The organism is Synechococcus sp. BA-124 BA4 (genome assembly GCF_034931165.1).
On sequence record NZ_JAYGIA010000020.1, the window covers coordinates 1 to 24,719 of the forward strand.

Below are 24,719 nucleotides of genomic sequence, written 5' to 3' on the forward strand. Positions count from 1 at the left end.
GGGTGGAGCGACTGGAGCTCAGCCGCTGCGAGCCGCGGCAGCTGCTGGAGGCCCTGGCCGTGCGGGGCTGCAACCAGGTGCTGTGGGAATGCGGTCCGGAGCTGGCGGCCGCCGCAATGCACCAGGGCTGCGTGCAGCGCATCGCGGCGGTGGTGGCCCCGAAGGTGCTTGGGGGGAGCCCCGCCCGGACACCCGTGGGCGACCTCCAGCTCACGTCCATGGCCATGGCGCCGCTCTGGAGGGAACGCCGGCTGAGCCGCTCGGGGGCTGATCTGATCTGGGATCTGAGCGTCCCCGAGCCGATGTCCGGGTCTGAGCCGGCTCCTTAAAGTCCTGGCGATGATCAACCCGCTGTCGCTGCGCCTGCCGATTCCCGTGCTCGGGATCCTGGCCGCCAGCGGGATCTGGCTGATTCTGCAACTGCTGGGGCAACGCCTGCCCGGCGGTTCCCTGGCCCGCGCCCTGATCCTGCGCAGCCGGTTGAGTCTGGCGGTCACGATCCTGCTGGGCAGCCTGGGCTGGTGGCTGGTGGCCCTGGTGGGTCCGCAGTGGCTGCCGCTGCCGCGGGGCGGCGCGGAGCTCCGTGATGAGTTGGTCGTGATCGGCCTGATCTGGACGCTGCTGCGCTGGAGAGGGGAGCTGTGGCGCAAGGCGGATGCCTATTCCCAGCAGCTGTTCCCCACGCTGCCCCAGCGCGAGCGGCTGTTTCTCTTCGATCTGAGCAACAAGCTGTTCACGATCGCTGTGGTGGCGATCATCACCGTGGAGGTCCTGCGCCTGCTCGGCACCCCGACGGCCATCCTCGCCACCGCAGGCGGCTTCGGGGCCGCGGCGCTCGGTTTCGGAGCCAAGACGATCGTGGAAAACGGCCTTAGCGGCATCAGTGTGTACATCAACAGACCCTTCGTGGTGGGTGATGTGATCAGGATTCCAGCTGAGGATCTGAGCGGCACGGTGCAGCAGATCGGCTGGTTCTACACCGAATTGCACGATCCCGAACGGCAGCCGATCTTCATTCCCAATGCGATCTTCACGGTGAAGCCGATCATCAACATCGCCCGGATCGACAGCCGGCGGGTGTGGATCGAATTCGGACTGCGCTACGAGGATCTGGGTGTGCTGGAAGCGGTGATCGAGGATCTTCGGCGGGAGCTGGCCGAGCACCCCGGCATCGATCACAGCAAGGCCCATGCCGTTCATTTCGTGCGCTACGGCGACTCCAGCCTCGACATCCGCCTGCTCTGCCACGCCGCCAGCGGCGAGATGGCGGCGTCGTGGGATCTGCAGCAGCAGTTGCTGCTGCGCATCGGCGCGGTGGTGGAGAAGCATCAGGCCGGCATGCCCTTCCCCACCCGCACCCTGCTCAGGAGCTGAGCCATGAGCCTGAGTTTCGCGGAACTCCAACGCCAGCTTCGGCCGGAATGGGGCGAGTTCCACCCCGACGGCGACCAGACCCACGGGCGCGAGGGCAGCAGCGAGGGCTGGGATCTGCTGGTGGTGCCCTCGCTGAGCCTCGATCACCACCAGATGGCGCTGGTCACCGGTGCTCACCACTACGAGGAACGGCAGCTGTTCTCCCTCATCCGCCTGCGGGATCCGGGCGTGCGGGCCGTGTACATCACCAGCAAGCTGCTGCCGGAGCTGGTGGTGGATGCGGTGCTGGAGCTGCTGCCGGGGGTACCCGCCTCCCACGCCCGCCGGCGCCTGCAGCTGTTCGACACCGACGACGCCTCCGCCCGCTCCCTCACCGAAAAACTGCTGGAGCGGCCGGCGCTGCTGGAGCGCATCCGTGAACGGCTGCGGCCGGGACGCAGCTTCATGACCTGCTTCAACGTGACCGAGCAGGAGAAGCGCTTGTCGGAGCGGTTGCAGGTGCCGCTGCTGGGCACCGATCCGGCTCTGAGCCACTGGGGCGGCAAGGCCGGCAGCCGAGAGCTGTTCCGCCGCTGCGCCGTGCCCCATCCACCCGGCAGCCCCCTGGTCTTCGACCTCGACGCCCTCGCGGATGCGACGGCGGAGCTGTGGGAAGCCCACCCTGAGCTGAGCCGCGTGGTGGTGAAGCTGGACCAGGGCTTCAGCGGTGAAGGCAACGCCCCCCTGGAGCTGGCGCCCCTGCAGCTGGCGGAGCGCAGCGGCCGCGAGCGCAGGATCCGTCTGCGGGAGGCCCTCGAGAGCCTGGAGATGCCACCGCCCCAGTGGCGTCAGTTGCTGCGGGAGCAGGGGGCGCTGGTGGAGGCCTGGCTGCTGGGGGGCGAAGAGCTGGCTTCTCCGAGCGTGCAGGGGATGATCCACCCGGGCGGGGCGGTGGAGGTGCTCTCCACCCATGAGCAGGTGCTGGGCGGGGTGAGCGGACAGACCTACCTGGGCTGCCGCTTTCCCGCCGAGGAGCACTACCGCGCGGACCTGATGCGTCACGGGCTGGCGGTGGGCCAGGCGCTGGCGGCGGAGGGCGCCCTGGAGCGCTATGCGGTGGATTTCGTGGCGCGCCGCTTCGGAGACCGCTGGGATCTGCAGGCGATCGAGGTGAACCTGCGCAAAGGCGGCACCACCCACCCCTACATGGCCCTGCGCTATGCCACCAACGGCCACATCGATGCCTCCAGCGGTCTGTTCCGCTCACCCACCGGCCAGCCGCTGTTTTATGCCGCCACCGACAACCTCTGCGACCCCAGGCTGCGGGGCCTGCTGCCGGTGGACCTGATCGACATCGTGGCCGCCGCCGGTCTGCATTTCGACCCGGCCGAACCGCGCGGCAGCATCTTCCACCTGCTGGGCTGCCTCTCGGAATTCGGCAAGCTCGGCATGACCTGCATCGGCCGCAGTCCCGAGGAAGCCGAGCGCATCTACGCAGCCACGGCGGAGCGCCTGATCGCCGGAGCGGAGGCGCTGCGTGGATGAAGATCAGATCAGCAGGTCATCCTGAAGGATCGACATCGATAGTCAGAGACTGATGCCGGGATGGCTCAGGCGAAGGGGAGATCAGAGAATGGAAAGACTCCGTCATTGAAGATGAAGGTTTCAAACTCACTGATGGATGCAGTGGCCTCGGGCAACAGGTATCCCGTGTCCCAGCCGGGGGAGTCAGAGTCGTTTCAGCTCTATAAAACTCGACTGATTTTGATTCATTATCAACAAGCGTGATCTGGAAATCGTTCACGCTGTAGGCAGAAAGATCCCAGACATCATTGCCTCTGCCGCCAACTCCGATGAAGTCACCAAAGCCCTCAAGCCGGTCATTGCCGGAGCCCATGTCCACCAGGATTCCGTCGCCGAAGCCATCCACCATCACGCCACCGATACTGGCCCTGGCGATCACCTCGTCGTTGCCGTTCCCCATAGAGATCGTGCCAGCAAAGCCAATATTCGGATCCAGGGGTGCCCCAAGGGCACTGATTCCATGAACTCCGTGCACAACCGTCAACAGCGGATCATCGCAATCGATTGGCACGATTCCATCAACGCGAGCTTCACCGATAATCCGATCATTGCCATGTCCAGCGAAGATTGAAGAGGTACCGCCTTCCAGCGCCTGCTCATCAAATAGACCAATACCCGCTATACCACCCTCTTCACTGATGAATCCTTGCGCCACCCCCGTGAGCCTGTCGTTTCCGTTACCGAGCAGAACAGTACTGCCATCTTCACCGACAAGCACTCCAGCCAACCAGTAGGCGTAGGCATTGGGATCGTCAGCCCTGGCTGATCCCACAACCTCATCGTCGCCATTGCCAGCCGAATAGAGCGCCCCGTAGCGGAGATTGATCCCCCATCCCACCCTGTAATCACCTCCGACTCCGGCCAGATCAACACTTCCAATCAGCTTGTCATTGCCATTTCCAGCAGACAGGAAACTGCCGTCACTCAGGCGGATGCCATTCAGCCTTCGGACATCAGTCGTCGCCAGGGAAAATGAATTGGATGATGTTCCAATCAGCTGATCAGAACCATTCAGGCTGTAAGCGACGCTTCCACTCGGAAGCTCCAGGGGCTGACCTGGATTAACAATGTCACTACGATTTGTAAATGGGTAAACAGAAAGATCGACGAAGGCGGCGAGTGACTCCAGTGGATCACTGGAGTCACGCAATGGAAGCGATTAAGACGTCAAAAAGACTCTGGCTCGATCTTAAATAATGGATATGACATCGAGTGAAAAGAGAGAATGATTCTCTGAAGCTTCACTGTTTGAAGGAAAGCCTCTGCAAGCATTACCGAGCTGACTGTAGTCCCAGTCTCTGAGAATCGATGAGACCCTGTATTCACAATCCCACCCGAACCACCAACCGGCCAGACCTTGATCCCGGACCAGATCTGGATGGACGAGCGGTCAACAACCGCTGGAGCCAGTCCGAGAGGTGAACCGGACATCACCCTGCACCCTGCCTGGATGGAATCGATCTGTTCAGCCTCCGGGTCATGGATCTGGACAGGATCAAGGATCGCGGACACAGCCTCCAACTCCCGGACCCGTCCACGAAGCCCTATCCGGAACCTTCCCTGCGACAGCCATGCATGCGCCGTGCTGGCTCTGGCCGGCCATGGCAGAGCCATCTCTGCCTGCTGACCATGCGCCCCCACGGCTTCATCGGCCACAACCGAGCGGCCGGGGCTGCAGGATGAATCCTCTTTGCCCTGACGTCATGGAAGCCCGCTGGAACGACACCGTGATCGCCGCCAGTGACGACATCGTGAAGCTTGAAGGCAATGCCTACTTCCCGCCCGAGGCACTCGTGCTCGAGCACCTGCGCCCGTCGTCGCACCGCAGCGTCTGTGGCTGGAAAGGCGAAGCCCACTACTACGACGTGGTGGTGGGGGATCAGGTGAACGCCAATGCCGCCTGGTTCTATCCCGAGCCCAAGCCGGCCGCCGCTGAGATCAAGGGCCGTGTGGCGTTCTGGAAGGGCGTGCAGGTGAACTGAGCCTCCTGGCCCCTGGCCTGGCTACAGAGGAGGCAGCGGGCTCCCGGCAGGCGATGAAACTCATCTTCACTCCGATCCACGTCTTCCGGGAGACCCCGGCGGTCACGTTCTTCGACGCGAGCGTGGCCGGCAGCAACGCCAGTGATGTGGTGCTGCACCAGGGGGCGGCCGTGTCCCCACCCGACGACGGTGACTTCATGCAGTTCTACGTGCACCACCACCAGGTGGATCACATCCTGGTGGTTCTTGGCACCCGTACCTTCACCCTGCTCAATCCCGGCTGGGAGCAGCCCCACCATGTGGTGCATCTGGAGCGGGCCATGGGAGCCCTGGAGCTGCCGATCGACACCTACCACCGCTCGGTGTCGGGGCCGGAGGGGAGCCTGGTGCTGAATCAGCCTGAACGCCTTAAGGACTTCAACATCGCCAGCGAATTCCAGCCCGTGAGCCTGCGTGAGCGCGACGACCTGCGCCAGCTGCTGGCCGTACCCCCATGGGTCTGGTGCTGGCGTGGTGGTCACATCTGCCGCGATCAGGGCTGAGGCAGTCCGTTGGCGCCGTAGATCCGCTCCAGCACCAGCTCCCGCCCCGGCAGGGGGCTCCAGCGGAGCCTCACGGCCAGGGACTCGCCGAAGCGGCGCTCCAGGGCGGTGGTGAGAGTGAGGTCGTCGGTGAGCTGCCAGCTGCCGCTGCATGAACCATCGCCGCCCGGCAGAACCCTGGCCCGCAGGGGGGGCGCCGGGGCCGGATCCACCACCCCGGGGCGCGCTTCCACCACCACCACCACGCTTTCGAGCCGCTCGGCGCCGTGGCGCACCACCACTCGCCGGCGGCGATCGCCGTCCACCAGGCAAAGCTCCATCACCGCTGGCCAGGGGCCGGTCTTGTCGGGGCCGAGACTCCAGTGCCCATCAGGGCTGATCGCCATCAAGGCCGGCGGTTCGGCAAAGCGCATCGTGGCCACCTTGCCGGTGTTCAGGTAGGTGAGGGCCGCTTCGATCTGACCGTCGGTCTCCGTCACATGCAGGCGTGTGCCAAAACGCTCGCTTTCCAGCCCCTGATCATCAAGGCGAACGAAGGTTCCCTCCCACGACCCGGCGTTGTGCTCCAGCAGGGTGCGGCGGCGATTGAGGCTGGACACGCGTGGACTGAAGGCGGCGGTCCTCCGATGCTGGCAACCCCCGGGCTAGGGCGCGGCCGGCGGCAGGGTCGACTCCGCCTCCGGCAGCGGGTCGGCCTCCTCGCTCTCCTTGCCCCACCCCAGGATCATGCCGGTCACGGGAATGGCCAGGAATACCCCCAGCAGACCCGCCAGCCGCTCGCCGACGAACAGGGCAAAGAACAGCACCACCGGCCGGATTTCCAGGGCCCTGCCCATCACCCGGGGATGGATCAGATTGTCCTGGATCTGTTGCAGCACCACCGAGGCGATCACCACCTGCAGGGCCAGCCACTGGCCCTGGGTCAGGAACACCAGGCTGGAGGCCACGATCACCCCGAGGGTGGCGCCGATGCCGGGGATGGCATCCAGCACGCCCACCACGATCGCCAGCACCAGGGAGAACTTCACCCCCAGCAGGGCGAACACCAGGAAGCTGGCCAGGCTGAGGAAGATCATCAGCGTGATCTGACCGCGCAGGAACCCCAGCACGTTCTTCTGGACACTGCGGTCGAAGCGGCCACGCACGTCCTCCGGCAGCAGACGCAGGACCTGGCTCCAGGTGGCCCCGTTGTCGATCAGCATGTAGACCACGATCACCAGCAGAAACACACCACCGAAGACGTTGCTGAAGGCTCCGCCGATCACGCCGAGGCCGGTGCCGAGGCTGGCGCGCAGAAGCTCCAGCACCTTCGAGAGCTCAAGCGTGTTCAGGTAACCGTGAAAGGGCAGATCCGGACGCTTCAAGCCCAGCACCAGGTCATTGAGCAGGCTGCTGCCCTGGTTGATCAACTGGAACCCGAGCACAGCCACGAACAGGCTGGCCACCGCCAGCACGGCGAACACGGTGATGAGGATCGCCAGGCCCCTGCCGCAACCCAGGCGCGCCAGCCGCCGCACCGGATCGTCGAGCAGCACCGCCAGCACCGCCGCCGCGATGAAGACGACGAGGACCGCTCGGAAGTAGTCGATCAGCTGCACCACCCCCCAGCCACAGGCCAGCAGCAACAGGAAACGCAGCAGGGCGGAGTTGCTCAGCCGCTGCCGGGCCGGACCGTTGGAGTCATTCATGGAGGAGGAGCGGAGCCGGCAGCCCACAAGATTCGCTGAACGGAGTGGAACCCGGCCGAAAAGGAGCGGATTGACTTAAGACCACGGGCCAACGAACCCATGGGGCCTTCCTAGGCTCACCGATCAACGGGACTGGGTTTCTGCACGCCTCCGCTCTGCTCGAGACTCCTCCCCCGGAGCCCCTATCCAACCCGTCCGACAGAACGATCCGCTACAGCGATTTTGTGCTGAGGCCCTTCATGGCCAGCGATGATCGCCTGGCCGTCTGGCAGATCCTGAGCACCGTCGGCGCCTACCTGCTGCTGTGGGTTGCCACGCTGGCCGTCGCCCATGTGTCGCTCTGGCTCACTCCACCCCTGTTGGTGGTGCTGGTGCTGCTCTCGGGGCGCTGTTTCTCGCTGATGCACGACTGCGGCCACCAGTCCCTCTTCAGCTCGAAACGGCTGAACAGGGCCGTCGGCTTTGTGCTGGGCGTGATCAATGCCATCCCCCAGTACCCCTGGTCGCAGGGTCATGCCTACCACCACAAGCACAACGGCAACTGGGATCTCTACCGGGGCCCCTCGGCGCTGATCAGCCTGGAGCAGTACGAGCAGCTCAGCCCCGGTGCTCAGGGCGTGTACCGGCTCCTGCGCCACCCCCTGATGCTGTTTCCGGGCGGCTTCTTCTACCTGGTGATCAAGCCCCGGCTGGCTCTGCTGCTGGGAACCGTCCAGTTCCTCGGCCATGTCATCGCGCAGCTCCGGGCCGACTGGCACACCCCTTGGCCCCAGCTCGTGCGTTCGTTCCAGTCGAAGCAGTGGTACAGCGAAGCTGAATTCATCGATCTGCTGCTCAACAACCTCTGCGTGATCACCAGCTGGGTGCTTCTCAGCCACTGGATCGGTGCCGGCCTGTTCTGGAGCCTGTATTCACTGGTGATGGCCGCTTCGGCAGCGCTGTTCATCTGCATCTTCTTTGTGCAGCACAACTTCGAAGGCTCCTACGCCCACCGCAGCGAAGGGTGGGACCCGATCGAGGGCGCGATCACCGGCACCAGCCTGCTGGTGCTGCCGGGGATCCTGAACTGGTTCACCGCCGACATCGGCTGCCACAACATCCATCATCTCTGTGAGCGCATCCCCAACTACCACCTGCGGGCCTGCCAGGAGGGCAATGCCGCCCTTCTCAGCGGGGCCACGCGGCTGACCATCGCCGATATCCCCCGCTGCTTCAAGTACGTGCTCTGGGACCGGCAGAGCGAAACCCTCTCGCCCATCCCGTCGTCCTCGGCCTGAGCGGCTGAACTCCGGGAGCAGCTCTTAAAAAAGCTGTGGCATCCCTGGACCGAACCCGACACCGGACATAGTTTCGATTGAACGACGTCGCTGGACCCCTCATGGGCATGGGTGAACTGTTCCTCGAAAGCCTCAGCACCGGCGTGATCACGGAGGAGGAGATCAATTGGGTCGCCGCCCAGCAGACGGCCTTCAATCGTCAGGAGGAGGCCGCAGCCCTCAGGCTGGGCCGCCTGCTCGACGCCGGACGCATCCAGATCGGCTGCCGTGTGCCGCCAGCGGCAGCGGCCTGACCACAACGATGGTCCCGGCCCGGCTCAGATCAACTCGGGATGGTCAGGGTCCCCTTTGAAGGGGCCCTCCACCTGGGAGGTGATCCAGCCTCCGTAGAAGCCGCCGGGCTGGGGGATCACCAGTTCCCCGTCCAGCCAGCAACCATCCATCAGAGCCGGGTACACCGCAAACCAGCCGGCGATGGCGGCAAAAGCGGCCGTGGGTTGTGGGTACGACCACACAGCCCGCTCCAGGCGGCGCTCTCCCACCACTACGTCGTAGTAGCGAGCCAGGCCCTTCCATTCACAGAAGCTGCGCCCCGCGGCGGGCTGCAGCAGATCCAGGCGCAGATCCTCCGGAGGCAGGTAGGGGGTGGGCGGATGGAAGGTTTCGAGAACCATCAGGGAGCGACGAGTGTCCGCCAGCAGCTCCCCCAGGGCCCGCACCTGAATCCAGGCCTTCGATGGGACCAGCGCCGGGGGTCGCGGAAAGTCACGGACCCGCTCCGGCTGGCGGTCGCTGGACGGCTCGCTGATCCCCATTCGCAGGCCCTGGCCATGACAATGGTCAGCATGGCCAACCCCTCACCCGTTCGGCAGCGCCGCGGCCTGGATCGCGTCCTCAGCCGGCTCGGCGGCACCGCCGTGATTCCCCTGCTGATCCTCTCCGTGGCCTGGGGTCAGGAGCTGATCGATCAGATTTTCTTTGCCGGGACCTGGAATCTGCCGATGCTGCCGGGGGGTTCAGTCCTCGGGGTGGTCACAGCCCCGTTCAGCCACGCCGACCTGGGCCACCTGCTCGGCAACAGCCTCTGGTTCCTGCCGCTCTCCTGGCTGGTGCTGCTCAAGAGCTGGCACGACTACCTGGCCGTCTGGGTGGGGGTGTATGTGATGGCGATCCCGGTCTGGCTGTTCTCCAGCAACGGCAGCCATGGACTTTCCGGAGTTGTCTTCGCTCTGGTGGGTTACCTGATCGTGATCGGCTTCCTCGAGCGGCGCCCGCTGCCCCTGCTGCTGTCGCTGTTCAGCCTGGTGAGCTACGGCGGGTTCCTGCCGGGCCTGCTGCCCTTCTTCACGCCCGCAGGAGTGAGCTGGATCGGCCATGTCAGCGGCTTCGCCGGTGGTGTGCTCGCCGCCCTGGCCGTCTACCGGGAGCCGGCGGGACTCCCCAGGAGATGACACGCTGATGTCATGCCCCCGCTGCGGAAGCTGGGAAGTCCGCCGCGACCGCAGCCTCGCCGGCCGGATGGTCTGCGGCCGCTGCAGCCTGCCCCTGGGTGCGGGTGCCACTCCCAGAGCCGGTGGCTTTCGCCGCCTGAGCCGACTGGGAGGTGACCGCCTGGGGCAACGCCGCAGCTGGCTGCTGCCCGTGGTGTTGCTGCTGGGACTGAGCGCCGTGCTGGCCTGGTTGAGCGAGCAGCCTCAGCCCAGCCGGGCTCCCTTCGCTCAGGAGCAGGAACGACTGCGCTGAATGCCGGACGGAACGCCGCCCCGGCGGCTCAGCCGGGAATGAACGAACGCAGACGCCGGGCCTCGATGCCGGCCCGTTGTTGCAGCTCCTCATCACTCAGCTGACCCTCCTCCCGCTGCTGGGCGGCGAGCACATCACTCTCCTCAACGGGGAAACCCTCCTGGCGGGCCAGCTGCAGGAAGGCCTCGAGATCAAGGGGCTGCTGCAACTGCTCCTGCAGCGACGCCGAGCTGCGGGCATGGAGCAGGAAGGCGTCCAGGTGATGCAGGCCCACGGCAGAGAAGACAACTGACCTCCGTACTAACCCAGGCGGAGGCCCGCCGGGGGATTCAGGATCCGGGTGCGTCGTCCCGGTCCCTCCGGACCGTCTTGCCAGCGGCATAGCGCCCGATCAGCAGTCCCATCACCACCGCCATGTAGATCGGGCCGATCACGCTGAAGGCCACGGCACTCATCTGGGAGAGGGGGGTGGTCGGCAGCACATCACCGAAACCGACGGTGCTGAGGCAGACGAAGGCGAAGTAGTTGAGCCGGGCAAAATCCAACTGTTGCATGTGGGGACTGGCCTGGCTGATCGGACCCGTGGCGTATAGCGACCCCCCAGGGTCGTGCAGGCTCGTGAAGCTTCCCGGCTGAATCGAATCCAGACCCGTGAACAACAGGCCGGCGGTCAGGCCCAGCAGCAGATATCCCGAGACAGCTCCCATCAGGACCCTCCCGTTCACCTGCTGTTCCTCCGCCAGAAACCCCACCAGACGCAGCACGCTCCAACCCACGAAGAGGGTGGTGAGCACGAGCAGAGGCCAGCCGCTCTCGCGTTGCGACAAGGGCGTGAAGTACCAGATCCACTGGGCCAGCAGGGTGAGCAGACCAAGCAGCCGGTAGGGCAGATCCCGGGGATTGGCCTTGCCGCCATGGCGGATGGAGCCTTCCAGCTCCATCATCAGCAGAAGGGTGGTCAGGCTGTAGCCGATCCCGGCGAGGCTGTGCAGGCTCTTGGGCAGCGCCAGGCACGCCATCACGACCAGGGCGATCAGCAGCAGGTGGCCATAGAAGCGGTGGCGGCGCCGCTGGCGTGCCTCGCTGGTGAGGCTGGCGCGAAAGGGGAAGCGCAAGGGGGTCAGCGGGGTTCGAACGCAGGGCCGGCCGTCATGGGCCTGTCCTGCATTGTGACGAAGGCGACGCGCTGATCCCCCCTTCAGGCAAAGAGGGAGAGCTGCTCACGGGAGCGTTCGGGCGGCAGCGCCTCCCAGCCGCTGGGATCCCAGCCTGTGAGCAGGGGTTCGAGAGCCCGCAGGCCGGCCCCATCGGCCGGAGCGAGCCAGGCCTGCTCGAGACCATCGGGGAGAAGCACCGGCATGCGCTGGTGGAGGGGTTTCACCAGGGCGTTGGGGCTGGTGGTGAGCACGCAGCAGCTCTCCAGTTCGCTGCCGTCAGGACCGATCCAGCGGTCCCAGATCCCCGCGAGCCAGAAGGGTTGACGGTCGAGCCGGCGGATCAGCCAGCCCTTCTCCAGGAAGCCATCGGCCGGCAGCAGGCAGCGGCGGTGCCGCCAGGCGCCACGGAAGGAGGCCTTCTCGGCCACGGTTTCACTTCGCGCATTGAAGGGCCTCGGCGCATTGAGAGGATCCTTGGCCCACTCCGGCAGCAGGCCCCAGAGCATCAGGGCACTGGCGATCAGCCCGTGCTCCTGGCACAGTGCCAGTACCGGCTGGCCTGGCTGGATCAGGGGACGGGGTGCGTAGTGCCGCTCCAGCTCGGCCGGCAGGCGGCCGCCCAGTCGGGGCAGGAGCCGATCCAGGTCGGTGGTGAGGCAGAACCGACCACACATGGCGACCAGGAGTGGGGAGAAGCGCAGGCTAGGGCTGAGGTGACGTTCGGTTCTCACCCACGCGGCGCGGGTCACCGTCAGATGCGCTCCGCCTAGTTTGGCTCCATTGCCGCGCCCGCCACCATGGCTCTACGCCAGGACGACAACCGCCCGAACAGGCGCTTCGGAATCATCAACCTGGTGCTGATCGGCTTCGGGGTCCTGCTGCTCTTCAGTAACTTCCTGCCGAACACGGGAGCCCAGGTGCCCCGGGTGCCCTATTCCCTGTTCATCGATCAGGTGAACGACGGCCATGTCAAACGGGCTTACATCACCCAGGATCAGATCCGCTACGAGATCACTGATGCCGAAGAAGGCGCCCCCTCGGTGCTCGCCACCACCCCGATCTTCGACATGGACCTGCCCCAGCGCCTGGAGCAGAAGGGTGTCGAGTTCGCGGCCGCCCCTCCGAAACGGCCCAACTTCTTCACCACGCTTCTGAGCTGGGTGGTGCCGCCCTTGATCTTCATCCTGGTGCTGCAGTTCTTCGCCCGCCGTCAGATGGGAGGCGGAGCTCAGGGAGCCCTGAGCTTCACCAAATCCAAGGCCAAGGTGTATGTGCCCGATGAGGAATCCCGCGTCACCTTCGCCGATGTGGCCGGCGTGGATGAGGCGAAGACTGAGCTCAATGAGATCGTCGATTTCCTCAAGAACCCCGAGCGCTATGCCGCCATCGGCGCCCGCATCCCCAAGGGTGTGCTCCTGGTGGGCCCTCCAGGCACCGGCAAGACCCTGCTCTCCAAGGCCGTGGCCGGCGAGGCCGGCGTGCCCTTCTTCATCATCTCCGGCTCCGAGTTCGTGGAGCTGTTCGTGGGTGCCGGTGCGGCCAGGGTGCGTGATCTGTTCGAGGAGGCCAAGAAAAAGGCACCCTGCATCATCTTCATCGACGAACTCGATGCCATCGGCAAGAGCCGCTCCGGTTCGATGGGTGTGGTGGGCGGCAATGACGAACGGGAGCAGACCCTCAACCAGCTGCTCACCGAGATGGACGGCTTCAACGCCCAGGACAAGCCGGTGATCGTGCTGGCCGCCACCAACCAGCCCGAAACCCTCGATGCCGCCCTGCTGAGGCCAGGCCGTTTCGACCGCCAGGTGCTGGTGGATCGTCCCGACCTCTCCGGCCGCAAGATGATCCTCGACATCTATGCCAACAAGGTGAAACTCGCCGACGGCGTCGATCTCGACAAGATCGCCCAGGCCACCAGCGGCTTCGCCGGAGCCGACCTGGCCAACCTGGTCAACGAGGCTGCGCTGCTCGCCGCCCGCGCCTACCGCACCACGGTGGAGCAGGGAGACCTCAACGAAGCCATCGAACGGGTGGTGGCGGGCCTCGAGAAGAAGAGCCGCGTGCTCCAGCCCGATGAGAAAAAGGTGGTGGCCTACCACGAAGTGGGACACGCGATCGTGGGGCACCTCATGCCCGGCGGCAGCAAGGTGGCCAAGATCTCGATCGTGCCGCGCGGCATGGCGGCCCTGGGCTACACGCTGCAACTCCCCACCGAAGAGCGTTTCCTGAACTCCAAGGAGGACCTCGAAGGCCAGATCGCCACCCTGCTGGGCGGCCGCTCCGCTGAAGAGATCGTCTTCGGCGAGGTGACCACGGGCGCCGCCAACGACCTGCAGCGGGCCACCGACATCGCCGAGCAGATGGTGGGGACCTACGGCATGAGCGACACACTTGGCCCGCTGGCCTACGACAAGCAAGGGGGCAGCCGTTTCCTCGGCGGACCCAGCAACCCCCGCCGGGTGGTGAGCGACGCCACCGCCCAGGCCATCGACAAGGAGGTGCGGGCCCTGGTGGACCGGGCCCACGACAGGGCCCTGGCCATCCTGCACGGCAACCGCGGCCTTCTCGAGGACATCGCCGGCAAGATCCTCGACAAGGAAGTGATCGAGGGGGATGAGCTCAAGGAGCTGCTGGCCTCGAGCACCCTGCCCAGCGAAGCCGTGCTGGCTCCTGTCTGATCCGCCCCTTGACGCGGGGGCACGTTCTCCCCGATAAGGGTTCTTTGAAATGGGGTCATGGGACCGCACTTCAGTCAGCACTATCCCGGTCTCGCTTGCCTGCGTGGCCGGGATCTGCTGTCTTCAGCGGATCTGAATGCCGAGCAGACCCTGGCGCTGCTGCAGCTGGCGGCAGACTTCAAACGTGGCACCCTGCGCCTCGACCTCCGCGGCAAGGCGCTCGGCCTGATCTTCACCAAGGCCTCCACCCGCACCCGCGTCAGCTTTTCCGTGGCCATGGGCCGCCTGGGAGGCCAGGTGCTCGACCTCAACCCCGCCGTGACCCAGGTGGGACGCGGCGAACCTGTGGCCGACACCGCAAGGGTTCTGAGCCGTTACGTGGATGCCCTGGCGATCCGCACCTTCGAGCAGCAGGAACTGGTCGAGTACGCCCACTGGGCCTCGATTCCGGTGATCAATGCCCTCACCGATCTGGAGCACCCCTGCCAGGCCCTGGCGGATGTGCTCACCATCCGTGAAAGCTTCGGTTCCCTCTCCGGCCTCACCCTGGCCTACGTGGGGGATGGCAACAACATGGCCCACTCGCTGATGCTCTGCGGCGCCCTGCTCGGAATCAACGTGCGCGTGGCCTGCCCCGAAGGCTTTGGCCCCGATCCTGCCGTGCTGGACCGGGCCCAGGCCCTGGCGGGCCGCACGGCCACGGTCTCGGTGCTGCATGAACCGGTACCGGCGGTGCGGGGAGCCGAGGTGCTCTACACCGATGTGTGGGCCTCGATGGGTCAGGAGCAGGAGCAGCAGCTGCGCCTGCAGGCGTTTGCGGGATTCTGCGTCGACGAGGCCCTGCTGGCGGAAGCCGACCCCCGCGCGATCGTTCTTCACTGTCTGCCGGCCCACCGCGGCGAGGAAATCAGCGCCGGTGTGATCGAAGGCAGCGCCAGCCGGGTGTTCGATCAGGCGGAGAACCGTCTGCACGTGCAGCAGGCCCTGCTGGCGGCCCTGCTGGCCGACCCCGAAACACCCTGCCTCTGAAGCACCGGCCCGTGCCCTGGGGGGTAGACAACCGGCGCGCCCGGGGGAACACTGGGGTCATGGTTCATGCGTACTGCCGGTGATCGTTTCCTCCAGGCCAACCGCACCCAGCGGTCAGGAGCTCACCAGCGCTCAGCAGCAGCTCTATGACTGGCTGGCGCAGTACATCCAGCAACACCGCCACAGTCCCTCGATCCGCCAGATGATGGAGGCGATGGGGCTGCGCTCCCCAGCGCCGATCCAGAGCCGTCTGAGGCACCTGCAGCAGAAGGGCTGGATCACCTGGCAGGAAGGCCAGGCGCGCACCCTGCAGCTGCTGGGGCCCAGCGGCACCGGCGGAATTCCGGTGCTGGGCTCGGTCGCTGCCGGCGGCCTGATCGAATCCTTCGACGACGTGCGCGAGCGCCTCGATCTCGCGCCGCTGCTGGACACTCGGGGCCTGTTCGCCCTCACCGTGAACGGGGACAGCATGGTGGACGCCCACATCGACGACGGGGACATCGTGCTGATGGAGCCCGTGAGCGATCCGGCCCGTCTCAGGCCTGGCACGATCGTGGCTGCCCACGTGGCCGGCAGCGGCACCACCTTGAAGCACTTCAGCTGCAAGGGAGGAACAGTGCGTCTGGAAGCCGCCAATCCCGCCTATGCCCCGATTGAACTGGATGCCGAACAGGTCACCGTCCAGGGCCGCATGGTGGCGGTCTGGCGCCAGGTCTGAGCGCAGCCTCGGACCGACCGGGACGTGGGGTGGGGGTGAACCGCTGCGATGTAAGCTCTTCTGGCGCCAAAGCAAGGGCCCTCAGGGCCCAGCCGAGCGACCAGCGCTCGGTTTGCCTGGCCAACCTATGGGGCCATAGCTCAGCTGGTAGAGCACCTGCATGGCATGCAGGGGGTCAGCGGTTCGAGTCCGCTTGGCTCCATTGACTTTTCAAACGACCACCCCCGTCAGCGGGCTCAGTCATGGGCGGTTGTTGTCCGCTCCATGTCATTGCTGAGGTGACCCTGGTCCATCGAGCCGTTTCGCGGTGCAGGACTCTCAGCATGAATCGCATGCTCCATTCCCAGGATGGGGGAGTGATGGGCAGGAAACCGCTCGGCTTCAGCGACGACGGGGAGAGCATGGACAAACAGCGCGCCATTCACGAGGACTCAACGCTGATGGTTGGAGCAGCAGCTCAACCACACGCGATATGCCCGTTGGCGGAGGTCCTGAAGACGCCCCCCACGAAGATCCGAAACTCACAGAGATGATCAGGATCCGTCGATAGCAACAATCAGCAGGACATCAGACACACGGATAAACATGAGGGTCTCCAGGCCGATCCGTTGATGGTCGCGGCTAAGTTACATGTTGTTGATCCATGTCTCCACAGCTCCTGTCCATAGGGCATCGACCACCGCAACCAGCTGCAGCTCCATTGATCAAGCCTGTCCGGGACGCCCTTCAGCAACACCCCCATGAGTACCATCAAGATTCTCGCCTTTGCCGGGAGTGCCCGCAGCGACTCCTTCAATAAAAAACTGGTGAAGATTTCTGGGGCAGGAGCCCGAGCCGCAGGAGCGGACGTCACCGATCTGGATTTTCGCGATCTGCCTCTGCCCCTCTTTGACGAAGACCTGGAGAGGGCGGAGGGCTTGCCAGACAACGCCGTCAAACTCAAGGCCATGCTGAAAGAACATCATGGATTTCTGATTGCTTGTCCGGAATACAACAGCTCAATCACACCGCTGCTGAAGAATGCGATTGATTGGGCATCGCGTCCCGAACCAAGCGAACCCCCCTTAGCCTGTTTCAACGGCAAAATTGCCGTATTGATGAGCGCCTCGCCCGGACGACTGGGCGGCCTGCGCGGATTAGCACATGTCCGTTCTATTCTATGCAACATTGGCGTGCTTGTACTGCCAGATCAAAAGGCAATCGGATCCGCTCATCAAGCATTCGACGCCAATGGCAACTTACATGACGAATCGCAACAGGAGGCAATCATGAAATTGGGCGCCAGAGTTACAAGTGTTAGCCTCAGATTGAATACCTGATTCAACCTTGCGATTCAGAAAATCGTATGATCCAGCACGTCTGCGCTGAGGTCTTGTCGTCAGACCGGTCAGATTCACCGACGTACAAGCAGCCAGCCCGGGCAAGCGATAAGCCCATGAAGCCTATCAGAGCCAAGAGAATTCAAGTCAATTCATTGTTTCAAGTTATCGATTTTCCTCTGCAGTCCACATCTGTGCACGTCGTGGCGGCAACCTGAAGGTGTACGCGGAGTTCTTGATCTCCGGCAAGAGAGAATCCGTGAGCATGTCCCGGTAGGGGTGGTTCCACTTGAATCTGAAGCGGGTGTCCACCGTGATCAAGTGCTCCTGATCGCACTTGTTGATGGCCACGATTCCAGCCTCCAGGCGTCGCCAGAGCAGGCTGCAGGCGTCAGCAGCCAGCACCTCCATCGGCTTGCCCTGCATGCGGTTGTGGAACGCAATCATGCGCCGCATCCTGTCACGATGCCAGACGCCTCGCCAACGCCCATGATTGGATCGTCCATCCGACTGATCGTCGAACACCAGAGGCGTACCACCATCTCTGCCCATAATGTAGACATAAGCCAGATCCTCATCAATGGATGAATCCGCGCCCTGATCAAAGATCAGTGACCGGAAGACATCGTTATAAGGGATGTCGTGCGTGACAACCACAGTGACGGCACGGCTGTTCTCCAGAGCATGTCCGCTGGACCAGGGAAAGGCCACATCAGAGAGGGGCCTGCCAAAGGAGAAGGCCTGCTTCAGCGCATTGAGCAGGGGAAAATCATAGGCCCCGAACTGTGGAGGCAGCTCTCGGAGGTAAGGCTCCAGAAACCGCTGGAAGTCTCCGGAAGATGCACCGCCAGAAGTGATGATCTCAGCAAAGACCTGGGAGTTTCTGGCCACCTCATCGGGCACAAAATACTTGATGGCACCATACGGCATGTGCTTGGCCGCATCGATGCGAAAGCCCCGCACACCCAGGTCGTAGAGAGCCTGAACATACTGTTGACGCTGGTCATTGACCCAGTTGCTGCTGGGGTCCGTGTCCCTGAGATCCGGCAGGCCGGGATCAGGATCCGGACCGCAGATGCGATCACGGATCACTGAGAGCTGATTGCTGTAATCGCGAATGCAGGCTGCCGGATGAAAGTCCGTGGGGCCGAAAAGCCCGTCAGGGGTCCCATCGTCAGGAAGTTTTCCATTATCCAGAATGCCATTGCCGTTGCTGTCACCATAGAGAATCTGTCGACTCCAATACCGCTGGTTCGCTGCATACTCACGCAAGACAACATCACCGGGAAAGACGGTTGCCCCGTTCCGTTCATTGGCCATGTGATTGACCACCACATCGGCATAGGTCCTCACACCATGAGCCTGGAGAGACTGAATCGCGAGCACGAGAGAGTCCTTGTTGCCATCGCAGTGATCAATCACCCGAAAGTCCTGGGGCTGATAACGCAGCCACCACTCACAACTCCCTGATTTCGGTGATTTCAGAGGAGGCGTCACCAGCACCGCCCTGTACCCAGCTGCCGCGATCGCCTCGGCCTTCGCGGCAATGTCCGCGTAGGACCAATCGAACGCATGCAGGATCACATCCGCCCTGACTTCAGCGCCGAAGCCGAGGAGGCCTCCCCCGAACCCAGCGACCGAGAGGATCAGGCCGGTGATGGAACCGGCCAGCGAACGAAGCTTCATCGGATCACCAGGGCAACACCTCACCATTGGCATGCCAGAAGGTCCCAGAGGTCTCCAGGCTGAGGGCATCGAGGCGATCCATCACCCCGCGCTTGGAGATCGAGTGCCAACGATGTGCCGGCCATGCAGAGCGCCACCTTCGACACGCGGTAGCCGTAGGAGCCGCCGGAGCGGTTATCCGCGATCGATCCCATCCGACTGGTCATATGGTGCGACCGGGCTGGGATGGGCTGATCGGCTGAATCGTATGGGGGATCCCCGTCCCAGGCACCGGTCTCAGGCCATCAGCAGCTGGTAGGCGGCATGAATGCGGCGGAAGTCGTCCACAGCTCCACCCTGGTCGGGATGGTGGGTCTTCACCAGGCGGCGGTGCGCCCGCTTGATGGCCTCGCGCGAGGCACCCCAGCGCAGACCGAGGAGAGCGAAGGCGGCGGCCCGCTCTGGATCGGAGCTGTCCTCGGCCGGGGCCGGGCGGGTGGACTGCTCCAGGGCGGCGATCCGCTCCAGCAGGTCGTCGACCACACGCCAGGGCGACTCCGAGAGCCACTCGGGGGCCCGGACCCCATGGATGGCAAAGGCAACCCGAACCGCCAGGCGAGCCTTGGTCTGGGGTCCACGCAGAGCCTGTCTCAGGGAGCGACCGAGGCCTGGCAGGCAGCGATCAAGCTCCTCCTCCAGCTGGGCGCGCGGATCGCTCCACTGGGCGCGCTGGTGCTCCAGCAGGCCGCGCAGACCGCTGAAGACCAGCGTCTCGCCCACCCGCGCCGAGGCTCCCACTCGCAGTTCACGCCAGCGGGGATGGCGAGCGAGCGCCTCAGCCCAGACCTGCACCCGCTCGGCACTGACATCCCCCCTGAAGGCCGGACCCGGGGACTGCTGGTGGAACAACTGCTGGCGCAGAAGAGCCACTTCCCTGCGCAGGGCTTCGTTCTCGGCGAGCAGCGCGTCGATGTTGGCGGTGACCTGGGCTCCCCGGGCCGGCGCACGGGCCCAGCTGCGCGGATCGAACCCCATCCTCAATCAACCCGAAGCGCGGCAGCGGCCAGCTGCAGCAGAGCCAGATGATCAATCCTGTCGGTGGCGTCGAGGGAGATCTGGTCGGGCCCGCTGCGAGCGGGCTGTTCGGGATGGAGGGTCACGTAGGCGCGCACAGTCTCACCATGGACAGGAGCGTGGATGCCGATCATGGCCACGAGGCCCACGGCCAGGGGATCCTCCAGGACCATGGCTCAGCCAGGGCTCAGCTGAGGATGGGGCCGTGAACTGGCACAGGGAAGGCGATGCTCGGGTGGATCGATCCGGACCGGATCAGAAAACCTGATGTCGCCGCACCTGGACTCGCTGCTCGACCGTGAACTCCTTGTTGTGCAGATCCATGCCTCGCACGGCGGCCACCTCGCCTTGAATGCCCTGGGCAGTCAGCTGTTCCACCAGCTGCTTCATCAGTTCGTCCTCCACCTTGTTCTGATCGAAACCGCTGGGGGTGAGATCGGCAAGAAAGCGACCGATACGCGAGGCCACCACCGAAGAAGAGTTCGCGATCTTGATCACAATCATCACCAGAAAGGCGTCAGACGAAGTGACTCTATCGTAGTTCTGCCTGCATACGGGTTGACGATTGCAGCCGCGTGAATGCGATCAACGCAGCCTCAGGGATCACCGCCACAAGACTCCCAGATGTTGAGACTTCGGCATGTACTGCACCAGTTCGGGCATCTCGGCACCAGTCACTCGTCCGAAATTCTTCAGCCGTAGGTGGAGATCGTCGAGAGGCGCTGGAAGGATGGATCCGCCATGCCATCCACCCGGAAGGAGGACCAGGTGGCGCTGGCCGCCGGAACTTCAGACTGCCGGGGGAATTCGATGCGGCGGCGCTGGTAGGTGAGCCCGACGCAGCTGAGATCCTCGTCATCGGCCATCAACGACCAGAGAAGACGTAGATCGCCGCGGTCGTAGGACCACGCCTGGGAGATCGGTAAAGCCTCAGCCAGCCGGCCTGGGCCGAAACGCACCGAACAGGCTCTCTCGGAAGCCAGGTAATGACCGTCCTCGGTTGGATAGAACCAGCAGGTTTCGTTGGTCAGCTGCTTCAGGGGAACAGCATCGAGCCACTGGCAACGCAGTGGTGACTCGTACGCGGAATCAACGTCGCCGTACTCCAGAAGATGAACCTGCAGCCAGAGGCGGGAGACATCGAAACAGGGAATGAGGGCATCACAGAGGAGATGCTCCCGGGTCGAACCGGGGGCGGATCCCTCGGCGAAGGGGTCCTCGCAGGAGGTCGTGGCCCGACCCTCCTGGACCAGCTCATCAAGAGTGCCGCTCCAGCCGGCAGGGCAGCGCAGGATCCGCAGCGTCCTGGCTTCACTGAGGGCACTCTGATGATCAGCAATCACCTGCCGCCAGGCGATGGACTCCTCCCCTGGCTGGGGAGGAGCAAGCCTGAAGGTGAATGTCAGAGTGGATGTCATGGCCGGGAATGAACCAGTCATGACGGGTGACCTGTCGCTGGTGACGACGACGATCAGCCCAGTCCGATCTGGCTGAGGATGCCCTGGCCGGTGAGGAGCTCTGTGGCCAGACCGATCACGAAGCCAAGCATGGCCAGGCGGCCGTTCCAGGTTTCAGCGAAGGCAACGAAACCGAAGCGGGTGGTGGAGTCAGTCATGGGTGCAGAGCGAAGTGCTTTGCGAAGCGTAACACGAATCTTTGAGCATTGTTAAGAGCTGGTCCTGGGCAGGCCGGTCCGTGCTGCCGATCCATTGGTCTTAGGCCTGCAGCTAGGGCTCAGACTCAGCGCTGCTGCCCGGGTCCCGGCTCACCTCCACCCCGAACGGGGCGAAGAGAAAGACCATCTCGCCGAGCCGCTCCTGGTGCCCATCGAGGGCGAACACCCCACCAGAGACAAAATCCGCCGAGCGCTGCGCCTCTTCCGGAGGCATCGAGCCGAAGTTGAGCACCACCGTCTTGCGCTCGCGTACAGCCTGAACCGCCTGCAGCACGTCCTCGAAGCGGTGCGGCTCCATCAGAACGACCTCGGGAGGCAAGTCGGAAAACCGATCCATGCCAACACGGTGCCATGGGCAGCTGAGCGGCGCCAACCGCTGCACCCGCTCGGGTCAGGGCTGTGGCACAGGTTCGGCCAGGGCGAGCAGGTCGTCCCCATGCAGATCCTCCCGGCGCCGCAGAGCGAAGACAGTCCCCGTCTGTCCCCGGCAGACCCGCAGCTCCTGATCCAGAACGGTGATGTCCAGCCAGGCCGGATAGCCCTGGGTCACCCGCCGCAGCAGGCGCATCTGCACCGACCCCAGGGTCGGGCCGATCCAGCCACCACGCTCGAAGCTCACCGAGACCCGCTGGGGACCCTGGACGGCGATCCGCGCCAGCACCGCGATGCCGCCCAGACCCGAGAAGGCGCCGGAGGGGCGCAGCAGGTTCATGGCCCGGCCACGGGCCGGAGCAAGAATCTGAAGATTCTCGATCCAGGGAGCCACCCTCAGGTACGGAGCCCGGCTGCTGCTCCAACGCAGCTCCCAGACCCCCGCCAGAGGCTCCGGCCGCTGCAGCAGATCAGCGGGGGACTCCCGCTCGAGCCGTTCGATCAGGGAGCGGATCCGCTGATCGCCGAGCGCGGCAGGGTTGCGCAACCCTTCGAGCAATTGGTCGCGGGGAGACATGGCGTCGAGGGAGTGGGTGGAGATCCTGGGGCCGGGTGCGTGTGTAGAGTGAACGTTGATTTTTCGATCACTGGTGAGAGCAACACTTCCAGCCGTCGACGGATCGGTTCAAGTTATTTAAAGTTACATGACAATCTACGTAGGCAACCTCTCGTTCGATGCCGAGCAAGAGGATCTCCGTGACCTTTTCAGTCAGTACGGAGAAGTGCGCCAGTGCAGCCTGCCCCTTGACCGGGAAACTGGACGCAAGCGTGGTTTCGCATTTGTGGAACTCGCGAACGATGCCGAAGAGCAGAAGGCCATCGACGATCTTCAGAACGTCGAATGGATGAACCGGATGATCCGGGTCAACAAAGCCGAGCCCCGCGGTGGCGGTGGTGGTGGTGGCAATCGCGGCGGTGGCGGCGGCTACGGCGGCGGTGGCGGCTACGGCGGTGGCGGCGGTGGCCGCAGCCGCTACTGAGTCTCGGAAAGGGCTGCAGATCAGATTGTTCTGACTTTGGCTTGATGCTGAACCCCGCTCCGGCGGGGTTTTTTGTTGGGCGCCCAGGCCGTCAGGCCAGGCACCCAGCGGCTTCAGCCAGGCGTGGTGAAGATCACTCCTCCCCTTCGTCTTCGGCACCGACGGGCACCAAACGGATCTGCTTGCGGCCGATCTTCAGCTCGAACTCATCCCCGGGCTTGAGGTCGAGCAGAGCCGTGTAGGCCTTGCCCACCAGCAGATTGCCGTTGCCTTGAACCGTGGCGATGTAGCTGAGCTTGCGGCCACCTTTACCGGCCGCCTGTCCGCCACCGGTGGTGCCGAGGTTGACTCCCTTGGCCTCCAGCAGAGCTTCATAGAAGGCCGTGAAATTCAATCGTTCACTGCCGTCCTTCTTGGTACTGACATAGCCGGCAGCACGCACCAGCTCTGATTTGCTTACCTCACCAAGCTCCTTGACCTTGGCGAGCAGATCGGCACCTGTCAACATGGCATTCATTGAGAACATCACTGCCAACATACTGAATGGCGTGGGATGGTCGAGGTTGGAGGACAAAGGAACCTGACCTGACCAGTTCAGATCCGGCAAAGATCCTGCTGATCTCACACTCCCCGTCAGGACACCCTGATCCCGCTCAGGTGAGTCATGACCGCGAAGTTGCGGAATCCTCTCAGCACTGCTGAGCCCCATCCGATCGCTTCAGTGGGAACGGCTGAGTCGAGGACGCTGAAACCAGAACCAACTGGCGCCCCCCAGCAGGATCATCAGGATCAGGGGTCCTTCGCGCCAGATTTGATAGGTCGTGGACCGCTTCAGGCGCTCCAGTTGAAATATCCCCAGCTGCGCCCCCCCCGGTGGCAGGGCGGCGCGAACCACCCCTCGGCCGTCGATCACCAGGCTGGGTCCGGTGTTGGCGGTGCTCACCAACCAGCGCCCCACTTCGATGGCGCGCAGCTGGGCCAGAGCCGTGAACTGATCCCTCAACAGGGCTGGATAGGGATCGAGATTGGCGCTGGCCAGCAACCAGCCGGCCCCTTCTGAGCTGGCCTCGCGCAGGGCCTCGCCATTGGCCAGCTCGTAGCAGATCGCCACAGCCGGATTCGCTCCGCTGCGCCTCAGCAACCGCGAGGGCGGCCCTGGCTCCACACCCCCCACGGCAGAGAGTCCACCCCAGCGCCAGACCCGCGCCAGCGGAACCCATTCGCCCAGGGGCACCACCCGGGCCTTGTCAACCCAGCTGGAGGCCTCAGGCGCACCCGGCTCGAAGCGCAGGACACTGCTGCGCAACTCCTCCCCCTCCAGGCGGAAGCCTCCGCTGAGCACTTCCGCCCTGGCCTCGGGCATGGCCTGCCCCAGCACCAGGGTTCCTTCCGGAAGAAGCAAGGGCACCCCGAGGGCGGCCGCCTGCTCGCGGGCCCTGGCGATCTGCAGCAGCAGCTCCCGCTGGCGCCCGGGTTCGAACTTCTCCCGGGTCGGCAGTGCCGGCTGCAGCACCAGCACCCGGAAGGGCTCCCCACGCTCTGCCCGATCAGCCCGCAACTGACTCCAGCCGAGGCCATGGCTGAACAGCAGCAGAGCGGCCAGACCGAGCCCCCAGCCGCGCCGGCTGGCCGCAGGCGCCACCAGGGTGCGCCAGCAGAACCAGCCGATCCACAGTTGAACGGCAGCCACCAGGCCGGATCCCCCCACAGCCGCCAGGCCGGCCAGGGGCCGGTCGGCGGGCAGGGGGGACGCTCCCAGCCCGATCCAGAACAGGGGACCCTGGGCCAGCAGCACTTCCGCCAGTCCCCATAGGCCTGAAGCC

General features: G+C 64.5%; 31 protein-coding genes, 1 tRNA gene and 1 pseudogene. 15 read left to right on the plus strand and 18 right to left on the minus strand.

Features of this window, described 5'->3' with window-relative positions:
• The 3 genes from VB734_RS03190 to VB734_RS03200 form a co-directional block, all read left to right on the plus strand.
• On the plus strand, positions 1-329 hold a 329-nt coding region (locus VB734_RS03190; RefSeq protein WP_323242924.1), incomplete at its 5' end, for a dihydrofolate reductase family protein.
• A 10-nt stretch (positions 330-339) separates the two neighbouring features.
• The gene (locus tag VB734_RS03195; RefSeq protein WP_197162846.1) at positions 340-1,374 is read left to right on the plus strand and encodes a mechanosensitive ion channel family protein; all 1,035 of its coding nucleotides are present in this window, start codon (positions 340-342) and stop codon (positions 1,372-1,374) included.
• 3 nt (positions 1,375-1,377) lie between these two features.
• Positions 1,378-2,898 carry a peptide ligase PGM1-related protein gene (locus VB734_RS03200; protein ID WP_197162844.1) on the plus strand — a complete coding sequence of 507 codons (1,521 nt, stop codon included), beginning with the start codon at positions 1,378-1,380 and terminating at the stop codon, positions 2,896-2,898.
• A gap of 16 nt (positions 2,899-2,914) precedes the next feature.
• Here the strand turns inward: VB734_RS03200 and VB734_RS03205 are convergent, their stop codons facing one another.
• Positions 2,915-4,087, minus strand: coding sequence for a hypothetical protein (locus VB734_RS03205; RefSeq protein ID WP_322781765.1), 1,173 nt, complete (start codon positions 4,085-4,087; stop codon positions 2,915-2,917).
• A gap of 553 nt (positions 4,088-4,640) precedes the next feature.
• Between VB734_RS03205 and VB734_RS03210 the strand changes: the two genes are divergently transcribed.
• Positions 4,641-4,919, plus strand: a complete 279-nt coding sequence (locus tag VB734_RS03210; protein ID WP_197162841.1) for a DUF427 domain-containing protein — start codon at positions 4,641-4,643, stop codon at positions 4,917-4,919.
• A 53-nt stretch (positions 4,920-4,972) separates the two neighbouring features.
• Positions 4,973-5,461, plus strand: a complete 489-nt coding sequence (locus VB734_RS03215) for a hemagglutinin (protein WP_322781766.1) — start codon at positions 4,973-4,975, stop codon at positions 5,459-5,461.
• Here VB734_RS03215 and VB734_RS03220 read toward each other — a convergent pair.
• A complete protein-coding gene (locus VB734_RS03220) occupies positions 5,452-6,060 on the minus strand; it encodes a DUF3598 family protein (RefSeq protein WP_322781767.1) in 609 nt (202 codons plus the stop codon). The two genes, VB734_RS03215 and VB734_RS03220, sit on opposite strands and share 10 nt — an antisense overlap.
• 45 nt (positions 6,061-6,105) lie before the next feature.
• Positions 6,106-7,149, minus strand: a complete 1,044-nt coding sequence (locus VB734_RS03225; RefSeq protein WP_197162835.1) for an AI-2E family transporter — start codon at positions 7,147-7,149, stop codon at positions 6,106-6,108.
• A gap of 239 nt (positions 7,150-7,388) precedes the next feature.
• Here VB734_RS03225 and VB734_RS03230 point away from each other — a divergent pair, with 239 nt between their 5' ends.
• Positions 7,389-8,426, plus strand: coding sequence for a fatty acid desaturase (locus VB734_RS03230; RefSeq protein ID WP_197162833.1), 1,038 nt, complete (start codon positions 7,389-7,391; stop codon positions 8,424-8,426).
• A gap of 107 nt (positions 8,427-8,533) precedes the next feature.
• Positions 8,534-8,719, plus strand: a complete 186-nt coding sequence (locus VB734_RS03235; protein ID WP_231594629.1) for a hypothetical protein — start codon at positions 8,534-8,536, stop codon at positions 8,717-8,719.
• A gap of 24 nt (positions 8,720-8,743) precedes the next feature.
• Here the strand turns inward: VB734_RS03235 and VB734_RS03240 are convergent, their stop codons facing one another.
• Positions 8,744-9,241, minus strand: a complete 498-nt coding sequence (locus VB734_RS03240; protein ID WP_197162831.1) for a DUF427 domain-containing protein — start codon at positions 9,239-9,241, stop codon at positions 8,744-8,746.
• 15 nt (positions 9,242-9,256) lie between these two features.
• Here VB734_RS03240 and VB734_RS03245 point away from each other — a divergent pair, with 15 nt between their 5' ends.
• Both VB734_RS03245 and VB734_RS03250 read left to right on the plus strand, forming a co-directional pair.
• A complete protein-coding gene (locus VB734_RS03245; RefSeq protein WP_322781768.1) occupies positions 9,257-9,877 on the plus strand; it encodes a rhomboid family intramembrane serine protease in 621 nt (206 codons plus the stop codon).
• Between the two features lie 7 nt (positions 9,878-9,884).
• Positions 9,885-10,169 carry a hypothetical protein gene (locus VB734_RS03250; RefSeq protein ID WP_322781769.1) on the plus strand — a complete coding sequence of 95 codons (285 nt, stop codon included), beginning with the start codon at positions 9,885-9,887 and terminating at the stop codon, positions 10,167-10,169.
• Between the two features lie 28 nt (positions 10,170-10,197).
• Here the strand turns inward: VB734_RS03250 and VB734_RS03255 are convergent, their stop codons facing one another.
• The 3 genes from VB734_RS03255 to VB734_RS03265 all read right to left on the minus strand — a co-directional run bounded on the left by VB734_RS03255 (position 10,198) and on the right by VB734_RS03265 (position 12,000).
• Positions 10,198-10,443: a Nif11-like leader peptide family RiPP precursor gene (locus VB734_RS03255; RefSeq protein WP_322781770.1), complete on the minus strand. Its 246-nt coding sequence runs from the start codon at positions 10,441-10,443 to the stop codon at positions 10,198-10,200.
• A gap of 55 nt (positions 10,444-10,498) precedes the next feature.
• Positions 10,499-11,284: a potassium channel family protein gene (locus VB734_RS03260; RefSeq protein WP_322781771.1), complete on the minus strand. Its 786-nt coding sequence runs from the start codon at positions 11,282-11,284 to the stop codon at positions 10,499-10,501.
• An 83-nt stretch (positions 11,285-11,367) separates the two neighbouring features.
• Positions 11,368-12,000 carry an SOS response-associated peptidase gene (locus VB734_RS03265; RefSeq protein ID WP_322782685.1) on the minus strand — a complete coding sequence of 211 codons (633 nt, stop codon included), beginning with the start codon at positions 11,998-12,000 and terminating at the stop codon, positions 11,368-11,370.
• 123 nt (positions 12,001-12,123) lie between these two features.
• On the opposite strand from VB734_RS03265, the gene ftsH reads away from it, so the two are divergent.
• The 5 genes from ftsH to VB734_RS03290 all read left to right on the plus strand — a co-directional run bounded on the left by ftsH (position 12,124) and on the right by VB734_RS03290 (position 17,070).
• Entirely contained in the window at positions 12,124-14,004 is a 1,881-nt protein-coding gene (ftsH, locus tag VB734_RS03270; RefSeq protein WP_322781772.1) for an ATP-dependent zinc metalloprotease FtsH, read from the plus strand.
• Between the two features lie 57 nt (positions 14,005-14,061).
• Positions 14,062-15,033: an ornithine carbamoyltransferase gene (gene argF, locus VB734_RS03275; RefSeq protein ID WP_322781773.1), complete on the plus strand. Its 972-nt coding sequence runs from the start codon at positions 14,062-14,064 to the stop codon at positions 15,031-15,033.
• 79 nt (positions 15,034-15,112) lie between these two features.
• On the plus strand, positions 15,113-15,751 hold the full coding sequence (lexA, locus tag VB734_RS03280; protein WP_322781774.1) for a transcriptional repressor LexA: 639 nt from the start codon (positions 15,113-15,115) through the stop codon (positions 15,749-15,751).
• A 129-nt stretch (positions 15,752-15,880) separates the two neighbouring features.
• A tRNA-Ala gene (locus tag VB734_RS03285) sits at positions 15,881-15,953 on the plus strand.
• Between the two features lie 538 nt (positions 15,954-16,491).
• Entirely contained in the window at positions 16,492-17,070 is a 579-nt protein-coding gene (locus VB734_RS03290; RefSeq protein ID WP_197162818.1) for an NADPH-dependent FMN reductase, read from the plus strand.
• Between the two features lie 165 nt (positions 17,071-17,235).
• Here the strand turns inward: VB734_RS03290 and VB734_RS03295 are convergent, their stop codons facing one another.
• The 9 genes and pseudogenes from VB734_RS03295 to VB734_RS03335 form a co-directional block, all read right to left on the minus strand.
• Positions 17,236-18,756, minus strand: coding sequence for an alpha-amylase family glycosyl hydrolase (locus tag VB734_RS03295; RefSeq protein WP_197162816.1), 1,521 nt, complete (start codon positions 18,754-18,756; stop codon positions 17,236-17,238).
• A 4-nt stretch (positions 18,757-18,760) separates the two neighbouring features.
• Positions 18,761-18,962, minus strand: a pseudogene (locus VB734_RS03300) (short-chain dehydrogenase); the annotation flags it as partial.
• Positions 18,963-19,032: 70 nt separating this feature from the next.
• A complete protein-coding gene (locus VB734_RS03305) occupies positions 19,033-19,770 on the minus strand; it encodes a J domain-containing protein (RefSeq protein WP_197162814.1) in 738 nt (245 codons plus the stop codon).
• Between the two features lie 2 nt (positions 19,771-19,772).
• Positions 19,773-19,982, minus strand: coding sequence for a hypothetical protein (locus tag VB734_RS03310; protein WP_197162812.1), 210 nt, complete (start codon positions 19,980-19,982; stop codon positions 19,773-19,775).
• Between the two features lie 82 nt (positions 19,983-20,064).
• A complete protein-coding gene (locus VB734_RS03315) occupies positions 20,065-20,313 on the minus strand; it encodes a hypothetical protein (RefSeq protein ID WP_197162811.1) in 249 nt (82 codons plus the stop codon).
• Between the two features lie 188 nt (positions 20,314-20,501).
• Complete coding sequence (locus VB734_RS03320; RefSeq protein ID WP_197162809.1) at positions 20,502-21,227, minus strand: hypothetical protein; 726 nt, start codon at positions 21,225-21,227, stop codon at positions 20,502-20,504.
• 53 nt (positions 21,228-21,280) lie between these two features.
• Entirely contained in the window at positions 21,281-21,424 is a 144-nt protein-coding gene (locus VB734_RS03325; RefSeq protein ID WP_006171879.1) for a chlorophyll a/b-binding protein, read from the minus strand.
• A gap of 112 nt (positions 21,425-21,536) precedes the next feature.
• Entirely contained in the window at positions 21,537-21,821 is a 285-nt protein-coding gene (locus VB734_RS03330; RefSeq protein WP_197162807.1) for a cell division protein SepF, read from the minus strand.
• 54 nt (positions 21,822-21,875) lie between these two features.
• Complete coding sequence (locus VB734_RS03335; RefSeq protein WP_231594627.1) at positions 21,876-22,433, minus strand: PAP/fibrillin family protein; 558 nt, start codon at positions 22,431-22,433, stop codon at positions 21,876-21,878.
• A 127-nt stretch (positions 22,434-22,560) separates the two neighbouring features.
• On the opposite strand from VB734_RS03335, the gene VB734_RS03340 reads away from it, so the two are divergent.
• The gene (locus VB734_RS03340) at positions 22,561-22,896 is read left to right on the plus strand and encodes an RNA recognition motif domain-containing protein (protein WP_197162806.1); all 336 of its coding nucleotides are present in this window, start codon (positions 22,561-22,563) and stop codon (positions 22,894-22,896) included.
• 133 nt (positions 22,897-23,029) lie between these two features.
• Here the strand turns inward: VB734_RS03340 and VB734_RS03345 are convergent, their stop codons facing one another.
• On the minus strand, positions 23,030-23,404 hold the full coding sequence (locus tag VB734_RS03345) for an AbrB family transcriptional regulator (protein ID WP_197167506.1): 375 nt from the start codon (positions 23,402-23,404) through the stop codon (positions 23,030-23,032).
• A 210-nt stretch (positions 23,405-23,614) separates the two neighbouring features.
• The coding region (locus tag VB734_RS03350) for an apolipoprotein N-acyltransferase (RefSeq protein ID WP_323242925.1) at positions 23,615-24,719 on the minus strand (1,105 nt) is incomplete at its 5' end.